Here is a 25,331-nt window from a genome sequence, read left to right as displayed (position 1 = left end):
TCATCTGATGTAGGCGGCGTGCGCTCGAACCAAAGAGGCGGGAACGATCAAACGCGTACCGAATTGCACCATTTGGGCAATGTGGCGCAAATGATCAGGGCGGAACCCGATACAACCTTCCGTCGGATAGCCGGGCCGGCGCCAGCGATGCAGAAAGATGGCTGACCCCATTCCAGCCTGTGCATCCGGCCAGTTCCAATCTGTCAGCATCACCAGATCATAAAGCGGATCAGCCCGCCGCAGGACTTCGTGGCTATGCTCGTAGGGCGCGCGCACGAGCGAATTGTACTGCGCCTGCCCGCTGGCATCAGACCACAAATCGCCCGGTCTGATCGGCCGCGCCCAATCCGCCGGACGCGCCATGCGGTCGGGGCGGTACAGCATTCCGACGATCTGATGCGTCCCCACCGGCGTAGCACCGTCGCCTTCACGTTTGTCCGCAGAAAGACCGCCACGTCCGATGGTGCAAGGCCAGTCCCTGCCCATGAAGCGGATTCCACGATGCGTCAGCACCATATCGGCAGGCGTCACAACAAATGCCCCGATTTGCGCGCTTTCGTCTTCAGGTATCCGGTGTTGTGCGGATTTTCCCCGACTTTGAGCGGCACACGCTCGGTCACGTCGATACCGCATCGGGACATCATTGCCATCTTGGCCGGATTGTTCGTCATCAACCGCACCGACGTGAACCCGAGCTTGCGCAACAGATCAGAACCGATGCGAAAATCCCGTTCGTCATCTTCAAAGCCGAGGCGGTGATTGGCCTCGACCGTATCAAAGCCCTGATCTTGCAGCGCATAGGCGCGCATCTTGTTCGCAAGCCCGATGCCGCGTCCTTCTTGGTTGAGGTAGAGCAGAACCCCCGCTCCTTCGGCGCCCATCGCGGCGAGAGCCGCATTCAGTTGTGGACCGCAATCACACTTCAGGCTGCCCAGCAGATCACCGGTGAAACAGGCGGAGTGAAGCCGCGCCAACACCGGTGCATCGCGGTCTGGTCGCCCGATCTCGATCGCGTAGTGCTCTTCCGATCCGTCTTCGGGTCGAAACACATGCAGGCGGGCGTCCTGCGCGGCGCGCAAGGGCACCCGCGCCGACACCACCTCGTCATAGATCACAGACGCTCCGATGCGCGATTGAACCGCCCCGGCGTTCAGGCACGTCAATCCGTTCGCCGCCGCGAACCCTGCCGGATCGTCCAACGGCACGACGATCACCGCGGGCAACAGCCGCGCCGATTTGGCCAGCGTCACCGCAATCCGGTGCAGCGAGGCATCTCCGCCCCGGCGCGTGGTCAACGGTCCCTTCATTGGATGCGCCAAGTCATCGGCCGGATCAGCAAGCGCCTGGACCCAGCGAACGGTCGCATCCTTGGGCAAGGCCACCCGCGCCACATCGCCGTCATAGGCGCGCGCCTTCAGCGTTTCCGCCCGCCGACCGGTAACAACCAGATCGGCCTCTTCGGACAACGCCATCAGCGCGCTCAATCGCGGGGCGCTCAAGGTTTCGGTTGCCAGCACCAAAAGCCCGGTCGCCGCGCCCAGAACGACAGGCACGCCCATGCGCAAATCCGCCCGCGCGCGCGCCAGAAGTTCTGTAATGTCAGGAGCAAGCGTCATGGTCGACATGAATTCTCCACTGGCCCCATTGCAACAAAAGGTGCCAAATCATGAAACATTTGCCCCCTGCATACACGAGGCCGTGAGACACTTGCAGCAATTCTTGCCGCCGTGCAACGCACGGACCATGTCACGATAAAGCGAGGGAGGCACGATCCGCATGGCACAGTTGAAAAACATTCTTTTGGTCGATGACGACGACGATTTGCGAGAGGCCTTGGCCGAGCAATTGGTGATGACCGAAGATTTCGAAGTGTTCGAAGCCGATTGCGGCACCGCCGCGATGGGGCGCGTCAAAGAGCAGCTCTTCGATCTGGTCATCCTCGATGTCGGCCTTCCCGACACGGACGGGCGCGAATTGTGCCGCCTCATGCGCAAGCAAGGTGTCAAATCGCCGGTTGTCATGCTGACCGGACATGATTCGGATTCCGACACCATTCTGGGCTTGGATGCCGGCGCAAACGATTACGTCACCAAGCCGTTCAAGTTTCCCGTCCTGCTGGCCCGTATTCGCGCCCAGTTGCGCCAGCACGAGCAATCCGAGGACGCCGTCTTTACGCTTGGGCCTTACACCTTCAAACCGTCGATGAAACTGCTTATCACCGAGGACGACAAGAAGATCCGCCTCACCGAGAAAGAGACGAATATTCTGAAATTCCTCTACCGCTCAACCGACGGTGTGGTCGCGCGCGATACGTTGTTGCACGAGGTCTGGGGTTACAATGCGGGTGTCACCACCCATACGCTCGAAACCCACATTTACCGTCTGCGTCAAAAGATCGAACCCGACCCGTCGAACGCGCGTCTGTTGGTGACTGAATCCGGTGGATATCGCCTGGTCTCTTGACACGGTGGGTTTTTGACCCAGATCAAAGATGCAGGGGACACAAACCCTTAGCGAAGATCACATGGAATCCCGTCGCATATGCGGGTCATCATATGTACCTCCCTGTTGGACTTGGCCCCGGACAATGCTCCGGGGTCTTTTTTTGACAGAGGCCGCAAATCGCGGCGGAAACCGCCGATCAGTATAGCCTGATCTCTCCAACAGACACCGCGGCCTCGAAGTCCGCGCCATAGGCAACGATTGCAATACTGTTGACGTCTGAAGGTGAAAAGGATTGCGGCATGCTGTCATGCGATGGAGTGAAAGAGGCAAAAGGCAACCGTATCTGCGTCCAGTCTTTCCCGGCGACAAAACTCGCGCGATACGAATACCAAACGCGGGACAGGTCAGGCGTTTTCAAGAACACATAATAGCGCTCTCCGTTGCCTTTCACCGATAGGGACACGCCCTTGGCATCTTCCGGCCACGCGTCGGAAAACCGCCGCCGCACCTGAATGAAGCCACCGTTATTGTCGGTACTGACCTGACCTGTAAGGTGCAGGACAGCGTCTTTCCCATCTCCGGAAATCGTCGCTCCGCCATCGGATACGCCCCCCATCACGCCGTCCGCCACGAAATCCCACCGGCCCTTTGCCTCGCCGGAGAAATCGTCAAATACCTCTGCCATCGCCTGCTCCGCCATGAATGTCGCCATCAAAATCGCCAAAATCCGTTTCATGCACCAAACCTAGTGCTGCTCCAGAAACAAAAAAGGGTGCCCCGACGGGACACCCTTGAGATCAACCGCTGAGCAAAACCTTACTCGGCGTCTTCTTTTTTGGTCTCTGGCGCTACTTCTTCGCCAGTCGCCTGATCGACCATCTTCATCGCAAGGCGTACCTTGCCACGGTCGTCAAAGCCCAGAAGCTTCACATAGACTTCCTGACCTTCCTTGAGCACATCCGACGGATGGTTCAAGCGACGGTTCTCGATCTGGCTGACATGGACCAGTCCGTCACGCTTGCCAAAGAAGTTCACGAACGCGCCGAAATCGACGATCTTCACGACTTTACCCTTGTAGACCTGGCCTTCCTCTGGCTCTGCCACGATCGAGTAGATCATGTCATAGGCTTTCTGGATGGCCTCGCCGTTGGGGGACGCGATCTTGATGATGCCGTCATCATTGATGTCGACCTTGGCACCCGAGACTTCCACGATCTCGCGGATCACCTTGCCGCCCGAGCCGATGACTTCACGGATCTTGTCGGTTGGAACCTGCATCGTTTCGATGCGCGGCGCGTGAACCGAGAAGTCCGCAGCACCGGTCAGCGCCTTGTTCATCTCGCCAAGAATGTGCAACCGACCCTCTTTCGCCTGAGCCAGCGCCTTTTTCATGATCTCGGGTGTGATGCCCGCGACCTTGATGTCCATCTGCAAGGAAGTGATGCCGTTTTCGGTGCCCGCAACCTTGAAATCCATATCGCCCAGATGGTCTTCGTCACCAAGGATATCGGTCAAAACCGCGTAAGAGCCATCTTCTTCGAGGATCAGACCCATCGCAACACCGGCCACCGCGGATTTCAGCGGAACGCCCGCATCCATCATCGACAGCGACCCGCCGCAGACCGACGCCATCGAGCTGGATCCGTTGGATTCAGTGATCTCGGATACGACGCGGATGGTGTAAGGGAAATCCGTTGCAGCCGGCAAAACCGCCTGAAGGGCACGCCAAGCCAGCTTGCCGTGACCGATCTCGCGACGTCCCGGAGGGCCCACGCGACCCGCTTCGCCAACCGAATAGGGAGGGAAGTTGTAGTGCAACAGGAAGTTCGACCGGTAATTGCCGTGCAGCGCGTCGATAATCTGCTCGTCGTCGCCGGTGCCCAGAGTGGTCACGACGAGGCCTTGCGTTTCACCACGTGTGAACAGTGCCGAGCCATGTGTCCTGGGCAGGAAACCGGTTTCGCACACGATATCGCGCACTTCGTTGAGGGCACGGCCGTCGATGCGCTTGCCGCTCTTGACGACGTCGCCGCGCAGGACTTCTGCCTCAAGCTTCTTGAGTGCGGCACCGAGGTTCGGATCTTCAAGCTGCTCTTCGTTCAGGGCATCCTTGATATCGGCCTTGGCCTGCGCCACCGCTGCGGTGCGTTCCTGCTTGTCATTGATCGCGTACGCCGCGCGAACCTTGTCTTCGCCATACTTTTTCACATCCGCATAGAGGATCGCGTAATCCGGCGGCTGGAAATCGAACGGCTCTTTCGCGGCTTCTTCTGCCAGCGAAATAATCAGGTCGATCACCGGCTGGATCTGCTCATGCGCGAAGGTCACCGCACCGAGCATCTCTTCCTCGGTCAGCTCGTAGGCTTCGGATTCCACCATCATCACGGCGTCTTTGGTGCCCGCGACAACCAGATCAAGCCGCTGATCGGGGTTGTTGCGCAGCTGATCCATATCCTCGACATCGGGGTTGAGGATGTATTCGCCTTCGGAATACCCGACACGGCAGCATGCGATCGGCCCCATGAAGGGCGCGCCCGAAATGGTCAAAGCGGCAGACGCGGCGATCATGGCGACAACATCAGGGTCGTTGACGAGATCGTGCGACAGAACGGTGCACATGACCAGAACTTCGTGTTTGAAGCCCGGCACGAACAGCGGACGGATCGGTCGATCGATCAGACGCGCGGTCAGCGTTTCCTTTTCGGTGGGGCGCGCCTCGCGCTTGAAGAAACCGCCCGGCACCTTACCGGCGGCATAGTATTTCTCTTGATAGTGCACGGTCAGCGGAAAGAAATCCTGACCGGGCTTGGGTTGTTTGGCGAACGTCACGTTTGCCATCACCGAGGTTTCGCCGAGGGTCGCGATCACGCTGCCATCGGCCTGACGGGCCACCTTGCCCGTTTCCAATGTGAGCGTCTCTTCGCCCCACTGCATCGTCTTCGTTGTCGTTTTGAACATCATCGTTTCCTGTTAGGGAGCACTCCCGGCCCTCCGGGTCTCCCGATATCACATGGCGGCCCCATTGCCGCCGATCCCTTTCATCCTGTCATGCGCCGGGATCGAAGCGTCACGTCTCAGATGCACGCGCCTTACAGGATTTGGGCGGCTTTGGAAACCACGTTAAACTCTGGCGTCGTAAAACCACGTCTCGCCTGTCCGCAACATTGCGTGATAGGAAAAAACCAACGCCATTTATTGCACTATCGAGGATAGGGACCACCATGTTTGCACGCGACCAGATCGCACATGAAGCCATTGACCTGCCGGACCGGTCAGACCTGACCGACGCTGCCATGCGCGCTGCGGCCAAAGCGTTCTATGAACACATGAAAACCCGTCATTCGGTGCGTGATTACGAACAGCGCCCCGTCCCCCGCGTTGTGATAGAAGATTGCATCCGCACCGCCGGAACCGCACCGTCGGGGGCCAATCACCAGCCATGGCATTTCGTGGCGATCTCGGACCCGGCGATCAAGGCCCAAATCCGAGCAGCCGCCGAAGAAGAGGAGCAAAAATTCTACGCCGGTGGGGGCGGTGACGAATGGCTAAAGGCGCTTGAGCCGATCGGCACGACAGCCGATAAGCCGCATCTGACCGATGCCGCTTGGTTGATCGTCGTCTTCGCCCAGCGCTATGGAGAATTTGACGACGGTACGCGATTCAAGAATTATTATGTCCCTGAAAGCGTCGGCATCGCGACGGGTTTCCTGATCGCTGCGCTGCATCATGCGGGGCTGGTGACGCTGACTCACACTCCCAACCCGATGAAGTTCCTGAACCACGCGCTCGACCGACCCGCTTCAGAAAAACCAACGATGATCCTAGCTGTTGGGCACGCCGCACGCGATGCGAAAATCCCCAAGGCCGCAAAGATCAAAAAACCGCTGGACGAGATCCTCAGCGTTCGGTGATATCGTGCCAACCATCTGTACCCAAAACGAAAAACGCCCGCGCTATCGGCGGGCGTTTTCCTTTACCGCGATTTCTTGGCCTTAACGGCGGATACCAAGACGCTTGATCAAATCCTGATAGCGCGCTTCGTCTTTCGCCTTGGTGTAATCCAAGAGCTTACGACGCAGAGCCACAAGCTTGAGCAGACCACGACGCGAGTGGTTGTCTTTCTTGTGGGTCTTGAAATGCTCGGTCAGTGTGGAAATCCGGCTGGTCAGGATCGCGACCTGTACTTCGGGCGAACCAGTGTCGCCTTCCTTGGTTGCAAATTCCTTGATCAGGCGGTTCTTTTCTTCAACGGTAATCGACATCGGGGTCCCCTTTCGAAGGTTAGAGTGATGGCGCAAGCCGGGATGTCGTCCAGCAAGGCCCATGGAGAATCTCTGCCAGCAGGCAGATGCGCGCGTATAGGCAATTCCCATGCGATTGGAAACCCCCTCATACCGCTTGCCCGCGTGCGTTTGAAGCGCGGGCGCTTGATGTCAGTTCTGCAGTGCTCACCTGCGCTCTCACCTCGCCATCCAGAAGGATGTCTGTCCACTCCGGACCGCCCAGTTCGGAAAGGCGCAGAGTGATTTCCGGCGCGCGTGACGATGCCAGATCCGCCTGTTGCAGCACGAAGTCCTGCGCCTCTTCGAAAGAGTAGAGCCGCGTCGGCAAGATCGGTTGCATGACGGGTGTATTGATACGTCCCAACGGCTGAAAAAGGCCCAGCGACGTGATTGGAACGTCGGGCCAATCGGGTGGCGGCGTGCGGTAGACGGATCGATCCAGAACAGCAGCCCGGCGCGGTTCTGCAAAGGTGATGCGGGAAAAACAGAAAAGGCCCAAAAGACAGAGCGAAAAATAAATCATGACAACCTACGCCGTGAGTGATGTCACAAACGTTAGGCACAAAAAGTAAACGAGCGGTTTTCGCGCGCGCAATTCGGAAACGAATGCCTGTAAAATTCGAACGTTTATCGCTCTTGCCAAGCCACAGGCGCGGTGTCGAAAGACACATAAAGCGGATGCCTCGGATGGCCGTGCTTCGTCAGGCCCAGATGATGCGCAGCGGCGGGCAACCGCCTTGCAACCGTCAATGCGCGTCCTTGATATGCACCATGTGCTCCCCATGCCGCAATGATCAGGCCCGCGCGATCCGACCAATGCTCCAGGACCGCATCATTGAACGGCCCCACAGGCTCTGCCGCACGTTTCAGATCGGCGGGTTTCGTGGCGCGAAAGGCAAAGATATTGGCAATCATCACCGCCCCGAACCCCATGCGCCGCGCCCGTGTCTCGCAGCGCGCGACAGTTGGATCGTTGCGATGTTCATCCGCCGTGGAGGGGTTCAACATGATGAACAAGACCGACCGCTGATCTGCATTCCAAAGCCGCGACAGCCCGTAGCGATAGTGACCGCATGGCGAATACCACACCCGCGAAACGCAGTCTTCACCCTCATGCGTGCGGCACACCAATCGGTCGCACAGGTTTGCCGGCAAGTCGGTCACGCAGTGACAAAAACCCGCGTGGGGTGCACTTCGCCCGATTTGTAGCGGCCCACCGCAACCGGTTCGCCGTCATGCGACACCCAGCATTCTTCGCCATACTCGAGCCCCGACGCCACAACCATCGCCGGATTTCCGTTGCGCAGCTTGACCGCCGCTTCAGCAGAGCAGGACACTTCCGGCAACTCGACCAGACCTTCCGCCACCGGGCGCAGATGCGCGTCGAGTTCGGGCGTGCGCGCCATCGTCTCGATCTGTTCGAGTGTCAGCGCATCTCCGGCGTCAAACGGCCCGGACCAGGTGCGCCGCAAGTGCAGAACATGGCCATAACACCCAAGTGTTTCACCCAGATCGCGGGCGATCGAGCGGACATACCCGCCCTTGCCGCACACCAGTTCAAGTTCAGCATGATCAGCATCGGGCCGATCGAGCAGGGTCAGTTCTTCCACCCAAAGCGGGCGCGCGGACAATTCCATTTCCTCGCCGTCGCGGGCGCGTTTATAGGCGCGCTCCCCATCAATCTTCACGGCCGAGAATTGCGGTGGGACCTGCTCGATATCTCCGACAAAGCCGTGCAACGCTTCCTTGATTTCGTCATCCGTCGGACGCAGATCGGACGTGGCGATGACGTCGCCTTCAGCGTCATCAGTGCGGGTCGCCTGCCCCCAGCGCACGGTGAACCTGTAGGCTTTCAACGCGTCGGTGATGTAGGGCACGGTCTTCGTCGCCTCACCCAGCGCTACGGCAAGAATTCCGGTTGCGTCCGGATCGAGCGTTCCCGCATGACCCGCCTTCTTGGCATCGAGCGCCCAGCGCACCTTGTTCACGACAGCGGTCGAGGTCGGCCCGGCGGGTTTATCGACCACCAGCCAACCGGAAATATCGCGCCCCTTGCGTTTGCGTCCCATGATGCCCTCGCCTAGATGAAAGACCGGCGAGGTATCGCAGGCGGTTCGACCTGTCAATTCTCGGCTTGAGCGTCAGTCGATTTCGCGCGCCTCGTCAATCAGCATGATCGGGATGCCATCGCGGATCGGATAGGCGAGATGGGCACTGCGGCTGATCAACTCTTGCCTCTCGGCATCGTAATCAAGGCGTCCTTGCGTCTGTGGACAAACAAGCGCCTCAAGCATCTTGCGATCGAATCCGGCACTCTCTTGGTTCATTGCAAAATATCCTCGGACTGACCGCCTCTGAGGGCGTATTCGATCAACGTTATCAAAGTCTCTCGCCGCGTCGAGAGCGAGGGTGCTTCCAGCAGAGCCTGCTTTTCCTCGGGCTCGAAATCAAGCAGCATGGACAGCGAGTTGATCAGCAATTCATCGTCGGCCTCTTTCAAGGTCGGCCAATCGGCCGAAAGATCGCGCGCGTCGAAATATCTGTCGAGAAGGTCAAGAAAGGCGTCACGATCAAACCCGCGATCGTGTTCCGGGCCCCCTTGGTCGCGGTCAAATCCATCCCAGTTCACTTCGAACTTCCGGTACGGCGTAAAGCCTTTCACCTCGTCGCCAAGGCGAAACCTTGAGATCCCGCTGAGCGTGATCATGTAGCGGCCGTCTTCGGTTTCCGAAAACTGTGTGATGCGCCCGGCACAGCCAATGAGGTGCAGCGCGTCTTCGCCGCCGTTGGGTCGGGCATAGGGTTGCACCATGCCAATCAATCTGGCGGGCGTTTTCATCGCATCTTCCAGCATCTGAAGATAGCGCGGCTCAAACAGGTGCAGGGGCAACCGCGCCCGTGGCAGCAAAAGCGCCCCGGGTAGCGGGAACACGGGGATTGACCCCGGTAATTCATGGACTCTTGTCATGGCTCAGGACGTAGCCCCCTGAACGGTTCAGGCAAATATCATCGAGCTTAAACGTCGCCGCCCGTTCAACGCGACGGGATCATTCGGCTTGAGCGCCTCGAAGATTGTCATCAGCTGCGTCTTGGCGGCACCGTCATTCCATTCACGATCACGCCGGAACAGTTCCAGCAGATGATCGACCGCTGCCTGACCATCGCCCGATGCATAAAGCGCCTGCGCCAGATCGAACCGCGCCTGATGGTCGTCTGCATTTGCATCGACCTTCGCCTGCAACTCTGTCACCGGGCCGGAATTGTTGGCTTGTTTGGCCAAGAGAAGCTGTGCGTGAGCCGCTTCGATCTCTGCGCTTTCAGAAATTTCCGCCGGCGCGCCGTTCAAAATGGCCTCGGCCTGCTCGACTTCGCCAATCGCCAGATTGGCCCGCACCAACCCCGCATAGGCCCGCGCGTGGTGCGGCTCTTCTTCCAGCACCGCCGAAAATGTCTGGATCGCATCGACAGCCGCACCCGTGTCGAGCATTTCCTCAGCCGCCTCGACAGCATCATCCAGCCCGTTTCCGGTCTCGCCGCCCGCCGCTTCGATCACCTTATCGACGAACACCTTCAACTCGGAAGGCGATTTCGCCCCCTGGAACATATCGACCGGTCGCCCTTGCACAAAGGCAATCACCGTCGGGATCGACTGGATCGGCAACCCTTGCTGGCCCAAGGCCTGCACCAGTTCCTGTGACTCATCAACGTTGAGTTTGACCATCCGCACCGCACCGCGCGCAGAGCGAACCGCCGCTTCGAGTTGAGGGCCCAATGTCTTGCACGGCCCACACCACGGCGCCCAGAAATCAACGATCACCGGTCCGTTCATGCTGCCTTCGACAACCTCGGCCATGAAGGCCTCTTGTGACACATCCTTGATCAGGTCGGCATCATTGGGGCTTTGTCCGAGTTCGATCATACCAGTCTCCTGTGGCCGCTAACGTCTCATTGCTTCGGTAAATGGCGCACCACCTGCCGTCTTGCAAGGGGGCGCCGCGTCGAGCAGCGCCTTGATCCGGCGCGCGACAGGTTCGGGATGAGTGATCGGGGCCATATGGCCTGCGCCTCCGATAACATGTTCATGCGCCACAGGAATACGCCGCTGCAACGTCGCGTGAACCGCACTGATGATGGGCAACGTCTCGGCTCCGCGCAGCAACATTACCGGACAGGCGATACCCTCCAAGCGGCCTGCATCCAGCAATCCGGCACCGTCATCCTCCAAATGTCCCTCGGTCTGTCGAACAAACGGAACCTGCTCCGCAAAGGTCCGGCGCTCCTTGTCCGAAAGCGTATCCCATGACCGTCCGTCACCCCAAAGCGCGGTGAAGAGCCGCGCCGCCTCGGCCCAGTCTTCGCGGTCCATCGCGTGGTTCACGCCCTGCATAGTTTCGAGATACCTCTGGAAAACCATCGGATCACTTTCTTTCGCCGCCGCAAACAGGACCGGCTCGATCAGCGTCAGGCTGCAAACCCGCTCGGGCATCTCTATCGCCAACCGAAGCGCCACGGTTGCGCCAAAGCTGTGACCGATCACATGGCCGCCCTGCCCCAGACAGTCGCGCGCGATCGCGGTGATCTGGTCGTGCAGATCATACGCCGGATCCCAATCGCCGCTGTGCCCGTGTCCGGGCATATCCGGCGCGATCATCGTCAAGCGATCCGCCAAAAGCGCGGCCAGGCGTGCCCACGCTCCGGAATGCGCCAATCCGCAATGCAATAGCAGCGCCGGCTCTTCCCCGTCGCCAAAGGTTCGCCAATAGACCGGAAATCCAGCCTTGACGCCCATTGGCATCAGAGCTTGCCCGCCAGATGCAGATCGAGATCGTCGATCCGGTCCTGCCCCCAGAAACGCTCGTCGGTGTCGGTGATATAGAACGGCGCGCCAAACACGCCCCGCGCCACCGCTTCCTCCTGATTGGCAGCGTAGGTCTCGGCTCCGCTCAACAAACCGCTGTCTGCCAGCGCCGGATCAAAGCCGGCGTCGGACAAGCCCGCTCGCACCACGTCATCTTCGGCAATGTCGGCCTCGTCCGCCCAAACCGCCTTGAGATATCCATGCACCAACCGCGCAAGATCGCCACCGCCGGCGGTCTGCGCTGCAATGATCGCATAAGACGTTGGGGCTGCATTTGTCGGCCAATGCGCAGGCTTGAGATTCAACGGCATGTTGTGCTTTTTCGCCTGACGCACCAATTCCTGCGCCCGGAGTTCCATACGGCTTGGGTGGCGTTCATTGGGCGGCGTTCCCCCTGTGCGCGCGAACAACGCCATGACATCCAACGGTTTATACGTGATCGTCGCGCCGTGTCTTTCCGCAACCTCCTCCATCCGCGTCCCGGCAAGATAGGTGTAGGGCGAAAGTGTTGAGAAAAAGTAATCAATGTGAGGCATCTGGCTGAACTCCGGGCTAGTGGGTTTGCCGGACGGTAGGCCCATGCTAAGGCGAGCGCAACGTCACGAATCTGTCATTTATTTCCTTTATGGAGCGCCCCTGATGCCCAGCCTTGATGAACCCAAACTGATTTCGGGCAACGCGAATTTACCGCTCGCCAAAGGGATCGCGCGGCGCATGTCGATGTATCGCGGCATGAACATCGGGCTGGTGAATGCGCGGGTCGAACGGTTCAACGATCAGGAAGTATTCGTCGAGGTTTACGAAAACGTCCGAGGCGAGGACATGTTCATCATCCAGCCGACCTCGAACCCGGCCAACGACAACCTGATGGAACTGCTCATCATGTCGGACGCGCTGCGCCGCTCCTCGGCGGCGCGCATCACCGCCGTGATCCCGTATTTCGGTTATGCACGACAAGATCGCCGCACCAAGGCGCGCACCCCGATCACCGCCAAGCTGGTGGCCAACATGATCGCCGAAGCGGGCATCGAACGCGTCTTGACGATGGACCTACACGCCGCGCAGATTCAGGGTTTCTTCGACATGCCTGTCGACAACCTCTATGCGTCACCGATCTTTGCACTCGATATTCTCAACCAGTTCAAAAACGACACCAGCGATCTGATGGTCGTCTCTCCGGATGTCGGCGGCGTTGCCCGTGCACGTGAACTGGCCAAGCGTATCAACGCTCCGCTGTCGATCGTCGACAAGCGCCGCGAAAAGCCCGGCGAGATTGCGGAGATGACCGTCATCGGCGAAGTGACCGGCAAGAAATGCATCATCGTCGATGATATCTGCGACACTGCTGGAACCCTGTGCAAGGCCGCGGAAGTTCTGATCGAGCACGGCGCGACAGAAGTACATTCCTACATCACCCACGGGGTCCTGAGCGGGCCAGCGGTTGAGCGGATCACCAATTCGGTCATGAAATCGCTGGTCATCAGCGACTCTATCCAACCCACCGAATTCGTCTCGGCGGCCCGGAACATTCGCATCGTTCCGACCGCTCCCATGTTTGCTCAAGCAATCCTCAACATCTGGAACGGAACATCGGTGTCGTCCCTGTTTGAGACCGACACGCTTGGCCCGATCTATGAAGGCATCCTGTAAAGCGACGGTCGTTATTCATCCGGGCGAACGAATCGATTTGGACTGGTTCGCCTGGGCCCTGGCAGGCAACGCCTGCGATGAGGCGGCTTAAAACATGCTTTTCACAAACATGTCTAAACGCGACAAGTTCAAGTCAGCGTGAAAAATTAATCGCGGCACAATCTCTGGCGGTATTCGCTTCATTGTTATCGCTTGCTTTTCCATGCGCGCCTTGTCGCCGATGTGTGGATTCTGCCGGGTTTTTTCGTCATCCGGGAACCCAACAAATGTACTTCGTACCGTGATCGGAAATTCCGCTAGATGGGCGCCATGCAGAGATTTTCTGCACCCTAATATCTTAAGGAATGCCGATATGAACACGCCTACCCGCGCCGCACTGGGCGCTGTCATTCTCGCAACGTCCCTCGCGTCGGTTGCTTCCGCACAAAACGTCTTTACCGGCACCAACGTCGCCGCAGACCGCAACGAAGATCTGCTCGAAGACATCGAAGACGATGCCGAGCGTGACATCACCCGGTTTGGCAACGAAGGGCGCCCGCAGGGCTTCACCGGCTCTTTCGCGCTGCGCGCTCTCGGCAGCACTGGCAACACCGACAGCCTCGACGTCGGGATCGGTTCTGATCTGAACTACGTTCAGGGACCGAACGGCTACGAGCTTCAGTTGAGCTATGTTTACGGCGAAGACGACGGTAAGAAAACCGAAGAGAGCCTGTTCTATGGCCTCGAATACACCCGCGATTTCAATCCCAAGGTCTTTGGTTTTGCAAAGCTTCAGGGGTCGGTCGATGAATTCTCTGCCTTCGAGACAGACACCTTTCTGATCCTCGGTGCTGGCTACCGCATCTTCAACGAACCCAACCGTCAATGGTCGATCCAGGCCGGTCCGGGCTACCGTTTTGCTGAAATCAGCGATGTCGGTCGTGACATCAACGAAGAGGCGTTTGGCATTTCGTCCGACTATGCGCAAAAGCTGACGGAAACCGTGTACCTGACCAACGACACCGACATCGTCACGTCGTCGCGGGACACCGTAATCTATAACGATCTGGCGCTGAGCGTCGCGATGACCAATACCCTCGCGCTGCGCACGAGCATCCTGACCGAGCATCACACCGATCCGGAGCCGGGTTTCAAAGACACCGACAACACCATCGGTCTGTCGCTGGTCTATTCCTTCAACTAAGTTGAGTTGAGCTTACTCGTACCTCATGCGAGCCAGGCACATGTAAAAGGGCGGCAGCGCAAGCTGCTGCCCATTTTCACGCCGGTCAGGGCGGTCGCGAGGGGTAACGGCTTGATCGCGCGCAGCGATCAGTCATCAGAGACTATGAGCAATCGACCTTAGATGACGTCCCAGTCATCCTCTCCCGATACTGCGCCGACCGCCATCCAGGAAATCCGCACCCGTGCAACCCGTGTGTCAAGCCAGGTGCAGAACACAGCCTCGAACCCGCTGGCCGTAACATTCTCCGCACCCAAATCGGCACGCACGTTATGGGCTGTGTCCATATCCCAAAGGGTCAAGGCGACATGCACGACGGGAGGGGCGGTAAACGGCTGCTCAAAGACAACCTTTTGGCGCCGGACGCGCGTTCCCTGCCCGGTCCACATCTCGCCGCCTTCCTCGAAATCTGAAAACAGATTGACCGACCCTTGGGCGATCCCAACCCGAGCACTGCTGATAATCTGCATGTCATCGCCCCATGAGCCCAGCCGGGCCAGAACCCGACCCATACCGCAGAGCGCAGCCGGAAAAAATGAAAAAAGCCCCGCATTTCTGCGGAGCCCAAGATCGTTCGAACCGTTGGCGCTGTCAGAGCGACGGTTGTTTCGGAGACAGCCCGATATGGGTGCCAACGGCGACCATGTCAGCCAGCAGCTTGGCCGCGTCATCAACAGGGCCGGGCTCGTTCTTGAATGTTTCCTTGGTCTGGTAATAAGAGGTCTGGGCCTCATCGACCATCGCTTCATACGTCGCCTGGTCCACATCGCCGCGCGGAACCGCGCGCTCAGCCAGAACCGAAAGGCTCTCGCCCAGCTCTGCAAAGCCGCCTGTGACGACGAATTCTTCGGTGCCTTTTTCGGTCTCGACCTTCAGGACGCCGGGGCGCAAGGTTGTGATCACCGGCGCATGGTTCGGCATCGCCGTCATGTCGCCATCCGCACCCGGAAGCTGCACGGATTTGACCTGCGCCGACATCAGGCTGCGCTCGGGGCTGACCAGATCGAATTGCATTGTATCTGCCATCTGTGAATTCCTTTTCGGGTCACACGCGTGTCTGCCCTTGCGGGCGTCCTCGCGAAAATCTCCGCGAGGACGGTTGAGCCATTAGGCCGCGTCAGCCGCCATTTTCTCGGCCTTGGCCTTCACATCTTCGATGCCGCCGACCATGTAGAACGCGCCTTCGGGAAGATGGTCATACTCGCCAGCCACAACCGCTTTGAATGACGCAATCGTATCTTCCAGCGGCACCTGGATGCCGTCGGACCCGGTGAACACCTTGGCGACGTCGAAGGGCTGGCTCAGGAAACGCTCGATCTTGCGGGCGCGCGCCACGGCCAGTTTGTCATCTTCCGACAATTCGTCCATGCCCAGAATCGCGATGATGTCCTGAAGCGACTTGTAGCGCTGAAGCACCTGCTGCACGTCGGTCGCAACCTTGTAGTGCTCTTCACCGATGATCAGCGGATCGAGCAGACGCGACGTTGAACCAAGCGGGTCCACAGCCGGGTAAATGCCTTTTTCCGAAATCGCACGGTCCAGAACCGTTGTCGCGTCAAGGTGCGCAAAGGATGTCGCAGGTGCCGGGTCGGTGAGGTCGTCCGCAGGCACGTAGACGGCCTGAACGGAGGTGATCGAACCGTTCTTGGTCGAGGAGATGCGTTCCTGCATCGCGCCCATGTCGGTGGCCAGTGTCGGCTGGTAGCCCACAGCGGACGGGATGCGACCCAAAAGCGCGGACACCTCGGAACCGGCCTGCGTGAAGCGGAAGATGTTGTCGACGAAGAACAGAACGTCGGACCCGGATTCGTCGCGGAACTGCTCGGCAAGTGTCAGGCCGGACAGGGCAACGCGCATACGCGCTCCGGGAGGCTCGTTCATCTGGCCATAGACGAGGGCAATTTTGCTCTCTTCCATGTTGTCGGGAACGATCACGCCGGATTCGATCATCTCGTGATAGAGGTCGTTGCCTTCGCGCGTCCGCTCACCCACACCGGCGAACACGGACAGACCCGAGTGCACCTTGGCGATGTTGTTGATCAGTTCCATGATGAGAACCGTCTTTCCCACGCCGGCACCGCCGAAGAGGCCGATCTTACCACCCTTGGTGTAGGGGGCGAGCAGGTCGATCACCTTAATGCCTGTGGTCAGGATTTCAGTCTCGGTCGACTGCGCCGCGAAGGACGGCGCTTCGCCGTGGATCGCGCGGGTCTCGTCGGTATTGACCGGGCCCTTTTCGTCAACCGGATCGCCGGTGACGTTCAAAATGCGGCCAAGAGTTGCCTTGCCCACCGGCACCTGGATCGGTGCGCCGGTGTCGGTCACTTCGGAACCGCGCACCAAGCCTTCGGTAGCGTCCATCGCGATGGTGCGGACCGTGTTTTCACCAAGGTGCTGCGCCACTTCGAGGATCAGCGTCTTGCCGTTGTTGTCAGTGGTCAGCGAGTTCAAGATCGCCGGCAGCTCGTCGTCGAACTGAACGTCCACGACGGCGCCGATCACCTGGGTGATTTTGCCTTTTGCGTTTGCCATGTTTCGTCTCCGGTCCTTAGAGCGCCTCAGCGCCCGAGATAATTTCGATCAGTTCGTTGGTAATCACGGCCTGACGCGAACGGTTGTATTCGATGGTAAGCTTCTCGATCATTTCACCGGCGTTGCGCGTGGCGTTGTCCATTGCGCTCATGCGGGCACCCTGCTCGGACGCACCGTTTTCAAGCAGTGCCGCAAAGATCTGTGTCGCCACACCGCGCGGCAGAAGATCGGCCAGAATGGCCTCTTCGTCCGGTTCGTAATCATAAAGCGTCGCGGCACCGTCGGCCGTGTCATCGGGGGCGTCGAACGCCGCCGGGATGATCTGTTGCTCGGTCGGGATCTGGCTGACGACGTTGACGAACTGCGCGTAGAAAATCGTCGCAACGTCAAACTCGCCCGCATCGAACCGGCCCAGAATGTCCCTGGCAATGCCCTGCGCGTCAGCGTAGCCGATGCGCTTGACGTCGCTCAGATCGACATGGCCGACAAAGTATTCGCCAAAGTCGCGCTTCATGGAATCGCGACCTTTCTTGCCGACGGTCAGGATCTTGACCGTCTTGCCTTTGCCCAGCAATTCGGTCGCCTTTTGCTTGGCCAGCTTGGCGATGTTGGCGTTGAAGCCACCACACAAACCACGCTCCGAGGTCATGACAACGAGAAGATGCACGTCATCCTTGCCCGTGCCGCGCAGGAGCTTGGGCGCGCTGTCACTGTCGCCAACACTTGCCGCCAACGATCCCAGAACCGCATTGAAGCGCTCTGTGTAGGGACGTGACTGCTCGGCAGCATCCTGTGCCCGCCGCAGTTTTGCGGCGGCCACCATTTGCATGGCCTTGGTGATCTTGCGGGTCGATTTGACCGACGAGATCCGGTTTTTCAGGTCCTTAAGGTTGGCCATTGCGGTGCCTCCTTACGAGAAGTCGGCTGCGTATTCGTCAAGCGCGGCCTTGAGTTTGTCTGCCGCGTCGCCCTTGATCTTGGGATCCTCGTTGGTGATCCAATCGAGGATGTCCTTACGCTTGCCACGCAGATGGCCAAGCAGACCCTGTTCGAAATCCCGAACCCGATCAAGCGGCAGCTTGTCGAGATAACCGTTGGTGCCGGCGAAGATCACGCACACGATCTCGGCGTTGGTCAACGGCGAGTACTGCGGCTGCTTCATCAGCTCGGTCAGACGCGCACCACGGTTCAGCAATTGCTGGGTCGAGGCATCAAGATCGGAGCCGAACTGAGCAAAGGCCGCCATCTCGCGATACTGCGCGAGCGACAGCTTCACCGGACCGGCCACCGAGGACATCGCCTTGGTTTGCGCCGACGAGCCAACGCGCGACACCGAAAGACCGGTGTTCACGGCAGGACGGATGCCCTGATAGAACAATTCTGTCTCAAGGAAAATCTGGCCGTCGGTGATCGAGATCACGTTGGTCGGAATAAAGGCCGACACGTCACCACCTTGCGTTTCGATAATCGGCAACGCCGTCAGAGAACCGCCGCCATGATCCTCGTTCAACTTCGCGGACCGCTCAAGCAGACGCGAGTGAAGGTAGAACACGTCACCCGGATATGCTTCGCGGCCGGGCGGGCGGCGCAGAAGCAAGGACATCTGGCGATAAGCCACGGCCTGCTTGGAGAGGTCATCGTAGGTGATGAGCGCGTGGCGGCCGTTGTCGCGGAAGAATTCCGCCATCGAGGTCGCGGCATAGGGCGCGAGGAACTGCAACGGCGCCGGGTCGGACGCGGTCGCGGCGACGACGATGGAATATTCCATCGCACCGTTCTCTTCGAGCTTTTTAACCAACTGCGCCACTGTGGAGCGCTTCTGGCCGATGGCGACGTAGACGCAGTAAAGCTTCTTGCTTTCATCGTCTCCGGCGGCATCGTTGTAGGATTTCTGGTTCAACATCGCGTCGAGCGCGACGGCCGTCTTGCCGGTCTGACGGTCACCAATGATAAGCTCACGCTGGCCACGGCCGATCGGGATCATCGAGTCCACGGCTTTCAGTCCGGTCGCCATCGGCTCGTGAACCGATTTGCGCGGGATAATGCCCGGCGCCTTGACTTCGGCGATCGCTCGTTCGGTCGCACCGATCGGACCTTTTCCGTCAATCGGGTTGCCCAGACCGTCAACAACGCGGCCCAGCAATTCGTTGCCCACCGGCACGTCAACGATCGATTTGGTGCGCTTGACGGTGTCGCCTTCCTTGATCTCCTGGTCGGACCCAAAGATCACGACGCCGACGTTATCGGACTCAAGGTTGAGCGCCATGCCCCGGATACCGCCGGGAAATTCGACCATCTCACCGGCCTGGATGTTATCGAGGCCATAGACACGCGCGATACCGTCGCCGACGGAGAGCACACGCCCCACCTCGGAGACTTCGGCGTCCTGCCCGAAGTTCTTGATCTGGTCCTTCAGGATCGCAGAAATCTCGGCTGCTTGGATACCCATTTATCCGACCTCTTTCATAGCATTTTGCAGGGAGTTGAGCTTGGAGCGGATCGACGTGTCGATCATCTTCGAACCCACTTTAACGACAAGACCGCCGATGAGGCTTTCATCAACGGTCGCATTGATCTTCACGTCTTTGCCAATGTTCGCCTTGAGCGTCTTGGCCAGTTCCTTGGACTGCTCGTCCGTCAGCTTGACTGCCGATGCGACATCTGCAGTGACTTCGCCCTTTTCCGCCGCGATCAGGTCGCGCAGACGGGCGATCATTTGCGGCAACACGAACAGACGGCGCTTGGACGCCATCAATGCCAACACCTTTTGCATCGTCGCCGTCAGGCGCATCTTCTTGGCAATCGCTGAAATTGCCCCCGACTGCGCATCGCGGCTGTAGATGGGGGAGCGGATCAATTCCACAAGTTCGGGGCTGGCGGCAAGTGCCGCCGACAGATCGTCCAGATCGGTTTCGAGCTTATCCAGCTCTTTGTCCTCTTTGGCCAGGTCAAAGACCGCCATGGCATAGCGGTCAGCGATGCCAGAGGAAATGGATGCTGATTCAGACACGTCCACCCTTCCGCTATATTGCCCCCGATCCTTCGCAAGGGCGATGGTCAGAGGTTGTGTTCAGTTTGGCAAATGCCGTAAGGCATAGAAATCAGCGCGGATGTAGCAGAGGCATCCAAAGCCCGCAACACGCTATGAAGATTTCAACGAAGTTTACAAATCCCTTTTTTATATGACTTTGCCGCTAGTGCGACGTATTGCGCGCTTCAAAAACACGATAAAGGGTGGATTTTTCGTGGTGTTTGCGAATCCGCTTGGCTGCTGACTGCACGTCGCCGCCTGCCGCTTGCATCGCACAAGCTCATCCGTCCGTCTGCACTCTGGCCTGCACCGGTTCCGCCGTAGGTGCCGGCACCAGACTGCCCAGCGGCTTGAGGACACGGCTCTCCACCCGCGTGCCCGTCGGCTTGGGTGTGATCTTGGTCACTTCGATCATCAACACGCCGCCGGCCACGAGGGCCGAGACGCGCCGGCCCATCTTCTCCCAGAACGGTCCGGTCTTCATCCAGAACCGGCGTGTCGAGGGGGGCTGGTACAACACCGCCGTATGTCGCCCCGGTTCAAAGTGATGTGCCTTGAGCTGTGATTCCAGTTGCCCCGCCGAATAGGGTCTGCCGTAGCCGAACGGCGTCGCATCGGATCGCGCCCAGAGACCCGACCGGTTCGGGACGATAAACAACGCCTTGCCGCCGGGCCCGAGAACGCGCCAGCATTCTTCAAGCAGCGCCGAAGGCCGTTCCGATGTTTCCAGGCCGTGCATCAGAACCAGCTTGTCAAACCGCCCGTTTTCGATCGGCCACAGGGTTTCCTCGCACAGCACCGACACGTTCGGCATCCCGGCAGGCCATGCCATCACCCCTTGCTGCGCCGGCATCAAACCGATGATCCGCCGCGACTCTGTCAGATAGGGGCGCAACAGCGGAATGGCAAAGCCATACCCGCCAACGGTCTGCCGCTTTGCCTCGGGCCAAAAACTGCGCACCTGATCGCGCACGACGCGCTGCGCGACGCGGCCTAGCGCGCTGCGATAATAAAACTTGTGCAAGGTCTGCACATCAAGGTGCATTGCGACCTCCGTTGCGTTGCGCCAAGGTTCGCCCGAATGTAACCGCCACAGTGAGAAACGCCATGCCTCTTGAACTCGTCACGCTTCCGGCCCTGTCGGACAACTATACCTTCCTGCTGCATGATAGCGACAGCGGTGACACGGTTTGCATAGACGTCCCCGAGGCAGAGCCGGTTCTGGCGGAACTGTCAAAACGCGACTGGACGCTGACCGAGATCTGGCTGACCCATCACCATCACGACCACACCGGCGGGGTTGACGATCTGTTGGAAAAATATGACGCGAAAGTCACCGGCGCCAAGGCAGATATCCATCGCCTGCCGACGCTCAACCGCGAAGTCAGCGACGGCGAGAGCTTCGAGTTCGGCGGCGAGACTGTCGATGTTCTTGATGTGTCCGGTCATACGGTCGGCCATATCGCGTTTGTCCTGCCAAGTTCGGGCTACGCGTTCACCGGTGACAGCCTGATGGCTTTGGGCTGCGGACGTCTGTTCGAAGGTACGCCGGAGCAGATGTGGGAAAGTCTGCAAAAGCTCGCAGACCATGACCCGGACACGCTTGTCTGTTCCGGTCACGAATACACGCAAGCCAATGCGCGCTTTGCGATCACCATTGATCCTGACAATGACGACTTGAAAGCGCGCATCGAGCGCATAGATAATGCCAGAGAAAAGAACGAACCCACCGTTCCCAGCACACTGGCCGACGAATTGGCCACCAACCCTTTCCTGCGTGCCGAAAGCTCTGCTGTTCAGTCGCATCTCGACATGATCGGCGCAGACCCTGTCGACGTCTTTGCCGAAATCCGCGCCCGAAAAGACAGCTTCTGAGACATATTCACATGAAGTTGCACAAAATCGGACGGTTGTGATCGGTCAAGGGGAAGAAAAAACTTGAAGGTTTGTCGGTAACGACCAAACTTTAATATTAAGATGACAGTTGTGGCGTACCCTGCGACCCAACACAAAAAAAGAAGGAGCACCCAGCCGTGCCTTCATTTTCGAATACCCTTGAGCAGTCCATCCATTCGGCGCTGGCGCTTGCCAATTCCCGAATGCACGAATTTGCAACGCTGGAGCATCTGCTTTTGGCGTTGATCGACGAACCTGACGCGGCGCGCGTGATGAAGGCGTGTTCTGTGGATACCGAAGAACTGCGGACGACGCTGGTTGATTACATCGATGACGACCTGTCCAATCTTGTGACCGACATCGAAGGCTCCGAGGCAGTGCCGACAGCCGCGTTCCAGCGCGTCATTCAGCGTGCCGCGATCCACGTCCAAAGCTCTGGGCGCAGCGAAGTGACCGGCGCCAACGTCCTGGTTGCGATCTTTGCCGAGCGTGAATCCAACGCCGCCTATTTCCTGCAGGATCAGGACATGACCCGCTATGACGCGGTGAATTATATCGCGCATGGCGTGGCCAAGAACCCGGCCTTTGGCGAAAGCCGTCCCGTGACCGGTGCATCTGAGGGCGAGGACGATATCCAGCCACAGGAGCCGCAGGGCGAGCAGAAGGAATCGGCGCTTGCCAAGTATTGCGTCGACCTCAACGCCAAATCCCGCGAGGGTGATATTGATCCGCTGATCGGGCGTGATTCCGAAGTTGAGCGCTGCATTCAGGTGTTGTGCCGCCGCCGCAAGAACAACCCGCTTCTGGTGGGCGATCCGGGCGTCGGCAAGACCGCGATTGCAGAAGGTCTGGCACGCAAGATCGTGTCGGGTGAAACACCTGCTGTTCTGGCCGAAACCACGATCTATTCACTCGACATGGGCGCGCTCCTGGCGGGCACACGCTATCGCGGCGACTTCGAAGAGCGCCTCAAGGCAGTGATGACCGAGCTTGAAGACCATCCCGACGCTGTGCTGTTCATTGACGAAATTCACACCGTGATCGGGGCCGGTGCCACCTCTGGTGGCGCGATGGATGCATCCAACCTGCTCAAGCCTGCGTTGCAGGGCGGCAAGCTGCGCTGCATGGGCTCGACCACGTATAAGGAATTCCGTCAGCACTTTGAAAAAGACCGTGCGCTGTCGCGCCGGTTCCAGAAGATCGACGTGAACGAGCCTTCTGTCGAAGACACCATCAAGATCCTCAAGGGCCTCAAACCTTATTTCGAGGAGCATCACAGCGTTAAATACACCGCTGACGCGATCAAATCCGCCGTCGAACTCTCGGCGCGTTATATCAATGACCGCAAGCTGCCCGACAAGGCGATCGACGTGATCGACGAAGCCGGTGCAGCGCAACACCTTGTCGCGGAGTCGAAACGGCGCAAGACGCTGGGAGCAAAGGAGATCGAGGCCGTGGTGGCCAAGATCGCGCGCATCCCGCCAAAAAGCGTCTCCAAGGACGACGCAGAGGTGCTTCGCGATCTCGAAGCCAGCCTCAAACGTGTTGTCTTCGGTCAGGATGCCGCCATCGATGCGCTGTCGTCGGCAATCAAGCTGGCCCGTGCCGGTCTGCGCGAACCTGAAAAGCCCATCGGCAACTACCTGTTCGCCGGTCCCACCGGTGTGGGCAAGACCGAGGTCGCAAAGCAATTGGCCGACACGCTGGGCGTGGAGCTGTTGCGGTTCGACATGTCGGAGTACATGGAGAAACACGCCGTCTCCCGTCTGATTGGCGCACCTCCCGGCTATGTCGGTTTCGATCAGGGTGGGCAGTTGACCGATGGCGTCGACCAGCATCCGCACTGCGTGTTGCTGCTCGACGAGATCGAGAAAGCGCACCCGGATGTCTACAACATCCTGTTGCAGGTGATGGACCACGGCGCATTGACCGATCACAACGGGCGCACCGTCAGCTTCCGCAACGTGATCCTGATCATGACCTCCAACGCCGGCGCGACCGAGCAAGCGAAAGCAGCAATCGGCTTTGGCCGCGACCGTCGCGAGGGCGAGGATACGGCCGCCATCGAACGCACGTTCACGCCGGAATTCCGCAACCGTCTGGACGCGGTCATCTCCTTCGCGCCGCTGCCCAAGTCGGTGATCCTGCAAGTGGTCGAAAAGTTCGTGCTTCAGCTTGAGGCGCAATTGATGGACCGCAACGTAACCATCGAACTGACCGAGCCCGCCGCGATTTGGCTGGCGGACAAAGGGTACGACGACAAGATGGGAGCGCGCCCCTTGGGCCGTGTCATTCAGGAGCACCTGAAAAAGCCGCTGGCCGAGGAACTGCTGTTCGGCAAGCTGGCCAAAGGCGGTGTGGTCAAGGTGTCTGTCAAGGATGACAAACTGGTGCTTGATCTCGAGGGTCCGGAAAGCCGGCGCCTCTCCAGCAAGAAACCACCGCTTCTGACGGCAGAGTGATCCGCAGTCTTGCCCTGATATATCTCGCGTCCGCCACATCCGTTGTGGCGGACGTTTCGTTTCTGCGCATGCCGCTTGACTGCACCTTGGGAAAAACTTGTGTGATCTCCGACTACCCCGACGTTGACCCGACGACCGATGTCGCGGACTACCGGTGCGGACAGAAATCGCGCGAGGCGCATAGCGGTACGGATTTCTCCCTCCTCACCTTCGAACAAATGAAGACCGGAGTTGCCGTCCTCGCTGCCGCGGACGGCCGCGTTCAAGCGATCCGCAACACACGTCCCGATCAACCCTATGTTCCCGGTACGGATCTGAACGGCCAGGAATGCGGCAACGCTGTCCGTATCGATCATGGCAACGGCTATCAGTCGGTCTACTGCCACCTGAAGCTTGGCTCGGTTCCCGTCACGCCGGGTCAACGGGTTTTGGCGGGGCAGCGATTGGGGGAAGTCGGGTTGAGCGGTCAGACGATCTTTCCGCATCTGCACCTGACCATCACCCAAGGGAGCGATATTATCGACCCCTTCGCGCCCGACCAGATCAATGCGTGCGGCGAACCCCTGGACTCGCTCTGGCGCGAGACGCCTCGCTATATTGACGGCGGCCTTGCGAGCGCGGGTGTGTCGCTCCGCATGCCCGACATGGAAGACGTCCAGTCCGGCGCCGCGCGCGTTGACAGCCTTTCGCCCACCGACCCGATGATCCTTTACGGCCACGCGTTCCACGGAATTCGCGGCGATCTGATCGAATTGGTGATGCACGGGCCAAACGAAGAAATTTTCAGCCACACGGCCCGGCTTGACGCGGATCAGCCCCGGTTTTTTCGGGCCTTCGGTCGCAGACCACCTGCCACCGGATGGGACACCGGCACGTATCGCGGTTATGTGACGATGAAACGCGGCGACACAATTCTGGCCGTGCGCCGTGCGGACGTGGCCGTCCAGTAACC

The 25,331-nt window shown here is 59.2% G+C and carries 27 protein-coding genes; 7 read left to right on the top strand and 20 right to left on the bottom strand.

Annotated elements, in window-relative coordinates:
• Both ACGKZZ_RS02960 and ribA read right to left on the bottom strand, forming a co-directional pair.
• Positions 1-531, bottom strand: a complete 531-nt coding sequence (locus tag ACGKZZ_RS02960; RefSeq protein ID WP_411221938.1) for a L,D-transpeptidase family protein — start codon at positions 529-531, stop codon at positions 1-3.
• On the bottom strand, positions 528-1,616 hold the full coding sequence (ribA, locus tag ACGKZZ_RS02955) for a GTP cyclohydrolase II (protein ID WP_411222198.1): 1,089 nt from the start codon (positions 1,614-1,616) through the stop codon (positions 528-530). Before ribA ends, ACGKZZ_RS02960 begins: the two co-directional genes overlap by 4 nt.
• Before the next feature lie 160 nt (positions 1,617-1,776).
• Here ribA and ACGKZZ_RS02950 point away from each other — a divergent pair, with 160 nt between their 5' ends.
• Positions 1,777-2,463, top strand: a complete 687-nt coding sequence (locus ACGKZZ_RS02950) for a response regulator transcription factor (RefSeq protein ID WP_411221937.1) — start codon at positions 1,777-1,779, stop codon at positions 2,461-2,463.
• 178 nt (positions 2,464-2,641) lie between these two features.
• Here the strand turns inward: ACGKZZ_RS02950 and ACGKZZ_RS02945 are convergent, their stop codons facing one another.
• Both ACGKZZ_RS02945 and pnp read right to left on the bottom strand, forming a co-directional pair.
• The gene (locus tag ACGKZZ_RS02945; protein WP_411221936.1) at positions 2,642-3,181 is read right to left on the bottom strand and encodes a CIA30 family protein; all 540 of its coding nucleotides are present in this window, start codon (positions 3,179-3,181) and stop codon (positions 2,642-2,644) included.
• 80 nt (positions 3,182-3,261) lie between these two features.
• Positions 3,262-5,403: a polyribonucleotide nucleotidyltransferase gene (gene pnp, locus ACGKZZ_RS02940; RefSeq protein ID WP_411221935.1), complete on the bottom strand. Its 2,142-nt coding sequence runs from the start codon at positions 5,401-5,403 to the stop codon at positions 3,262-3,264.
• A 263-nt stretch (positions 5,404-5,666) separates the two neighbouring features.
• Between pnp and ACGKZZ_RS02935 the strand changes: the two genes are divergently transcribed.
• Complete coding sequence (locus tag ACGKZZ_RS02935) at positions 5,667-6,356, top strand: nitroreductase family protein (RefSeq protein ID WP_411222197.1); 690 nt, start codon at positions 5,667-5,669, stop codon at positions 6,354-6,356.
• A gap of 81 nt (positions 6,357-6,437) precedes the next feature.
• Here the strand turns inward: ACGKZZ_RS02935 and rpsO are convergent, their stop codons facing one another.
• From rpsO to ACGKZZ_RS02890, 9 genes are all read right to left on the bottom strand, one after another.
• Complete coding sequence (rpsO, locus tag ACGKZZ_RS02930) at positions 6,438-6,707, bottom strand: 30S ribosomal protein S15 (RefSeq protein WP_411221934.1); 270 nt, start codon at positions 6,705-6,707, stop codon at positions 6,438-6,440.
• A 127-nt stretch (positions 6,708-6,834) separates the two neighbouring features.
• A complete protein-coding gene (locus ACGKZZ_RS02925) occupies positions 6,835-7,251 on the bottom strand; it encodes a hypothetical protein (protein ID WP_411221933.1) in 417 nt (138 codons plus the stop codon).
• A gap of 104 nt (positions 7,252-7,355) precedes the next feature.
• Positions 7,356-7,892 carry a DUF1643 domain-containing protein gene (locus ACGKZZ_RS02920; RefSeq protein WP_411221932.1) on the bottom strand — a complete coding sequence of 179 codons (537 nt, stop codon included), beginning with the start codon at positions 7,890-7,892 and terminating at the stop codon, positions 7,356-7,358.
• A complete protein-coding gene (gene truB, locus ACGKZZ_RS02915) occupies positions 7,889-8,797 on the bottom strand; it encodes a tRNA pseudouridine(55) synthase TruB (protein ID WP_411221931.1) in 909 nt (302 codons plus the stop codon). Before truB ends, ACGKZZ_RS02920 begins: the two co-directional genes overlap by 4 nt.
• 72 nt (positions 8,798-8,869) lie before the next feature.
• Positions 8,870-9,055: a Trm112 family protein gene (locus tag ACGKZZ_RS02910; protein ID WP_411221930.1), complete on the bottom strand. Its 186-nt coding sequence runs from the start codon at positions 9,053-9,055 to the stop codon at positions 8,870-8,872.
• Positions 9,052-9,696 carry an LON peptidase substrate-binding domain-containing protein gene (locus ACGKZZ_RS02905; protein WP_411221929.1) on the bottom strand — a complete coding sequence of 215 codons (645 nt, stop codon included), beginning with the start codon at positions 9,694-9,696 and terminating at the stop codon, positions 9,052-9,054. Before ACGKZZ_RS02905 ends, ACGKZZ_RS02910 begins: the two co-directional genes overlap by 4 nt.
• Before the next feature lie 27 nt (positions 9,697-9,723).
• Positions 9,724-10,647, bottom strand: coding sequence for a tetratricopeptide repeat protein (locus ACGKZZ_RS02900; protein ID WP_411221928.1), 924 nt, complete (start codon positions 10,645-10,647; stop codon positions 9,724-9,726).
• An 18-nt stretch (positions 10,648-10,665) separates the two neighbouring features.
• Positions 10,666-11,517, bottom strand: a complete 852-nt coding sequence (locus tag ACGKZZ_RS02895) for an alpha/beta fold hydrolase (protein WP_411221927.1) — start codon at positions 11,515-11,517, stop codon at positions 10,666-10,668.
• A gap of 5 nt (positions 11,518-11,522) precedes the next feature.
• Positions 11,523-12,122 carry a 2-hydroxychromene-2-carboxylate isomerase gene (locus ACGKZZ_RS02890; RefSeq protein ID WP_411221926.1) on the bottom strand — a complete coding sequence of 200 codons (600 nt, stop codon included), beginning with the start codon at positions 12,120-12,122 and terminating at the stop codon, positions 11,523-11,525.
• 103 nt (positions 12,123-12,225) lie between these two features.
• Between ACGKZZ_RS02890 and ACGKZZ_RS02885 the strand changes: the two genes are divergently transcribed.
• A complete protein-coding gene (locus tag ACGKZZ_RS02885) occupies positions 12,226-13,236 on the top strand; it encodes a ribose-phosphate pyrophosphokinase (RefSeq protein ID WP_411221925.1) in 1,011 nt (336 codons plus the stop codon).
• A 352-nt stretch (positions 13,237-13,588) separates the two neighbouring features.
• Positions 13,589-14,419 (top strand): YdiY family protein, encoded by an 831-nt coding sequence (locus tag ACGKZZ_RS02880; RefSeq protein ID WP_411221924.1) that lies wholly within the window; start codon positions 13,589-13,591, stop codon positions 14,417-14,419.
• Between the two features lie 158 nt (positions 14,420-14,577).
• On the opposite strand, the gene ACGKZZ_RS02875 is transcribed toward ACGKZZ_RS02880, so the two are convergent.
• The 7 genes from ACGKZZ_RS02875 to ACGKZZ_RS02845 all read right to left on the bottom strand — a co-directional run bounded on the left by ACGKZZ_RS02875 (position 14,578) and on the right by ACGKZZ_RS02845 (position 21,066).
• Positions 14,578-14,928, bottom strand: coding sequence for an H-type lectin domain-containing protein (locus tag ACGKZZ_RS02875; protein WP_411221923.1), 351 nt, complete (start codon positions 14,926-14,928; stop codon positions 14,578-14,580).
• A 121-nt stretch (positions 14,929-15,049) separates the two neighbouring features.
• On the bottom strand, positions 15,050-15,484 hold the full coding sequence (locus ACGKZZ_RS02870) for a F0F1 ATP synthase subunit epsilon (protein WP_411221922.1): 435 nt from the start codon (positions 15,482-15,484) through the stop codon (positions 15,050-15,052).
• Between the two features lie 81 nt (positions 15,485-15,565).
• Positions 15,566-16,990, bottom strand: a complete 1,425-nt coding sequence (gene atpD / locus ACGKZZ_RS02865; protein ID WP_411221921.1) for a F0F1 ATP synthase subunit beta — start codon at positions 16,988-16,990, stop codon at positions 15,566-15,568.
• A 16-nt stretch (positions 16,991-17,006) separates the two neighbouring features.
• Positions 17,007-17,888, bottom strand: a complete 882-nt coding sequence (locus ACGKZZ_RS02860) for a F0F1 ATP synthase subunit gamma (RefSeq protein WP_411221920.1) — start codon at positions 17,886-17,888, stop codon at positions 17,007-17,009.
• Positions 17,889-17,900: 12 nt separating this feature from the next.
• Positions 17,901-19,439, bottom strand: coding sequence for a F0F1 ATP synthase subunit alpha (atpA, locus tag ACGKZZ_RS02855; RefSeq protein ID WP_411221919.1), 1,539 nt, complete (start codon positions 19,437-19,439; stop codon positions 17,901-17,903).
• Positions 19,440-20,006, bottom strand: a complete 567-nt coding sequence (locus tag ACGKZZ_RS02850) for a F0F1 ATP synthase subunit delta (RefSeq protein WP_411221918.1) — start codon at positions 20,004-20,006, stop codon at positions 19,440-19,442. It lies immediately after the preceding gene.
• A gap of 295 nt (positions 20,007-20,301) precedes the next feature.
• Complete coding sequence (locus tag ACGKZZ_RS02845; protein ID WP_411221917.1) at positions 20,302-21,066, bottom strand: methyltransferase domain-containing protein; 765 nt, start codon at positions 21,064-21,066, stop codon at positions 20,302-20,304.
• A gap of 62 nt (positions 21,067-21,128) precedes the next feature.
• On the opposite strand from ACGKZZ_RS02845, the gene gloB reads away from it, so the two are divergent.
• From gloB to ACGKZZ_RS02830, 3 genes are all read left to right on the top strand, one after another.
• The gene (gene gloB, locus ACGKZZ_RS02840) at positions 21,129-21,896 is read left to right on the top strand and encodes a hydroxyacylglutathione hydrolase (protein WP_411221916.1); all 768 of its coding nucleotides are present in this window, start codon (positions 21,129-21,131) and stop codon (positions 21,894-21,896) included.
• A 158-nt stretch (positions 21,897-22,054) separates the two neighbouring features.
• Complete coding sequence (gene clpA / locus ACGKZZ_RS02835; RefSeq protein ID WP_411221915.1) at positions 22,055-24,379, top strand: ATP-dependent Clp protease ATP-binding subunit ClpA; 2,325 nt, start codon at positions 22,055-22,057, stop codon at positions 24,377-24,379.
• 44 nt (positions 24,380-24,423) lie between these two features.
• On the top strand, positions 24,424-25,329 hold the full coding sequence (locus tag ACGKZZ_RS02830; protein ID WP_411221914.1) for a M23 family metallopeptidase: 906 nt from the start codon (positions 24,424-24,426) through the stop codon (positions 25,327-25,329).
• The last annotated feature ends 2 nt before the right edge of the window (positions 25,330-25,331 follow it).

This window comes from Marivita sp. S2033 (genome assembly GCF_046592965.1).
In the GTDB taxonomy this organism is placed as follows: Bacteria; Pseudomonadota; Alphaproteobacteria; order Rhodobacterales; family Rhodobacteraceae; genus Marivita.
The sequence above is the reverse complement of the archived record's forward strand: the minus strand, read 5'-3'. Positions and strand labels throughout refer to the sequence as shown.

Coding starts and splice junctions, on each gene's coding strand:
- ACGKZZ_RS02845 (WP_411221917.1), bottom strand. CDS start 21,066: ATGCACCTTGATGTGCAGACCTTGCACAAGTTTTATTATCGCAGCGCG.
- ACGKZZ_RS02910 (WP_411221930.1), bottom strand. CDS start 9,055: ATGAACCAAGAGAGTGCCGGATTCGATCGCAAGATGCTTGAGGCGCTT.
- ACGKZZ_RS02880 (WP_411221924.1), top strand. CDS start 13,589: ATGAACACGCCTACCCGCGCCGCACTGGGCGCTGTCATTCTCGCAACG.
- ACGKZZ_RS02900 (WP_411221928.1), bottom strand. CDS start 10,647: ATGATCGAACTCGGACAAAGCCCCAATGATGCCGACCTGATCAAGGAT.
- ACGKZZ_RS02945 (WP_411221936.1), bottom strand. CDS start 3,181: ATGAAACGGATTTTGGCGATTTTGATGGCGACATTCATGGCGGAGCAG.
- ACGKZZ_RS02895 (WP_411221927.1), bottom strand. CDS start 11,517: ATGGGCGTCAAGGCTGGATTTCCGGTCTATTGGCGAACCTTTGGCGAC.
- ACGKZZ_RS02890 (WP_411221926.1), bottom strand. CDS start 12,122: ATGCCTCACATTGATTACTTTTTCTCAACACTTTCGCCCTACACCTAT.
- gloB (WP_411221916.1), top strand. CDS start 21,129: ATGCCTCTTGAACTCGTCACGCTTCCGGCCCTGTCGGACAACTATACC.
- truB (WP_411221931.1), bottom strand. CDS start 8,797: ATGGGACGCAAACGCAAGGGGCGCGATATTTCCGGTTGGCTGGTGGTC.
- ACGKZZ_RS02935 (WP_411222197.1), top strand. CDS start 5,667: ATGTTTGCACGCGACCAGATCGCACATGAAGCCATTGACCTGCCGGAC.
- ACGKZZ_RS02905 (WP_411221929.1), bottom strand. CDS start 9,696: ATGACAAGAGTCCATGAATTACCGGGGTCAATCCCCGTGTTCCCGCTA.
- ACGKZZ_RS02860 (WP_411221920.1), bottom strand. CDS start 17,888: ATGGCCAACCTTAAGGACCTGAAAAACCGGATCTCGTCGGTCAAATCG.
- atpA (WP_411221919.1), bottom strand. CDS start 19,439: ATGGGTATCCAAGCAGCCGAGATTTCTGCGATCCTGAAGGACCAGATC.
- ACGKZZ_RS02925 (WP_411221933.1), bottom strand. CDS start 7,251: ATGATTTATTTTTCGCTCTGTCTTTTGGGCCTTTTCTGTTTTTCCCGC.
- ACGKZZ_RS02875 (WP_411221923.1), bottom strand. CDS start 14,928: ATGCAGATTATCAGCAGTGCTCGGGTTGGGATCGCCCAAGGGTCGGTC.
- ribA (WP_411222198.1), bottom strand. CDS start 1,616: ATGACGCTTGCTCCTGACATTACAGAACTTCTGGCGCGCGCGCGGGCG.
- ACGKZZ_RS02950 (WP_411221937.1), top strand. CDS start 1,777: ATGGCACAGTTGAAAAACATTCTTTTGGTCGATGACGACGACGATTTG.
- rpsO (WP_411221934.1), bottom strand. CDS start 6,707: ATGTCGATTACCGTTGAAGAAAAGAACCGCCTGATCAAGGAATTTGCA.
- atpD (WP_411221921.1), bottom strand. CDS start 16,990: ATGGCAAACGCAAAAGGCAAAATCACCCAGGTGATCGGCGCCGTCGTG.
- ACGKZZ_RS02885 (WP_411221925.1), top strand. CDS start 12,226: ATGCCCAGCCTTGATGAACCCAAACTGATTTCGGGCAACGCGAATTTA.
- pnp (WP_411221935.1), bottom strand. CDS start 5,403: ATGTTCAAAACGACAACGAAGACGATGCAGTGGGGCGAAGAGACGCTC.
- ACGKZZ_RS02870 (WP_411221922.1), bottom strand. CDS start 15,484: ATGGCAGATACAATGCAATTCGATCTGGTCAGCCCCGAGCGCAGCCTG.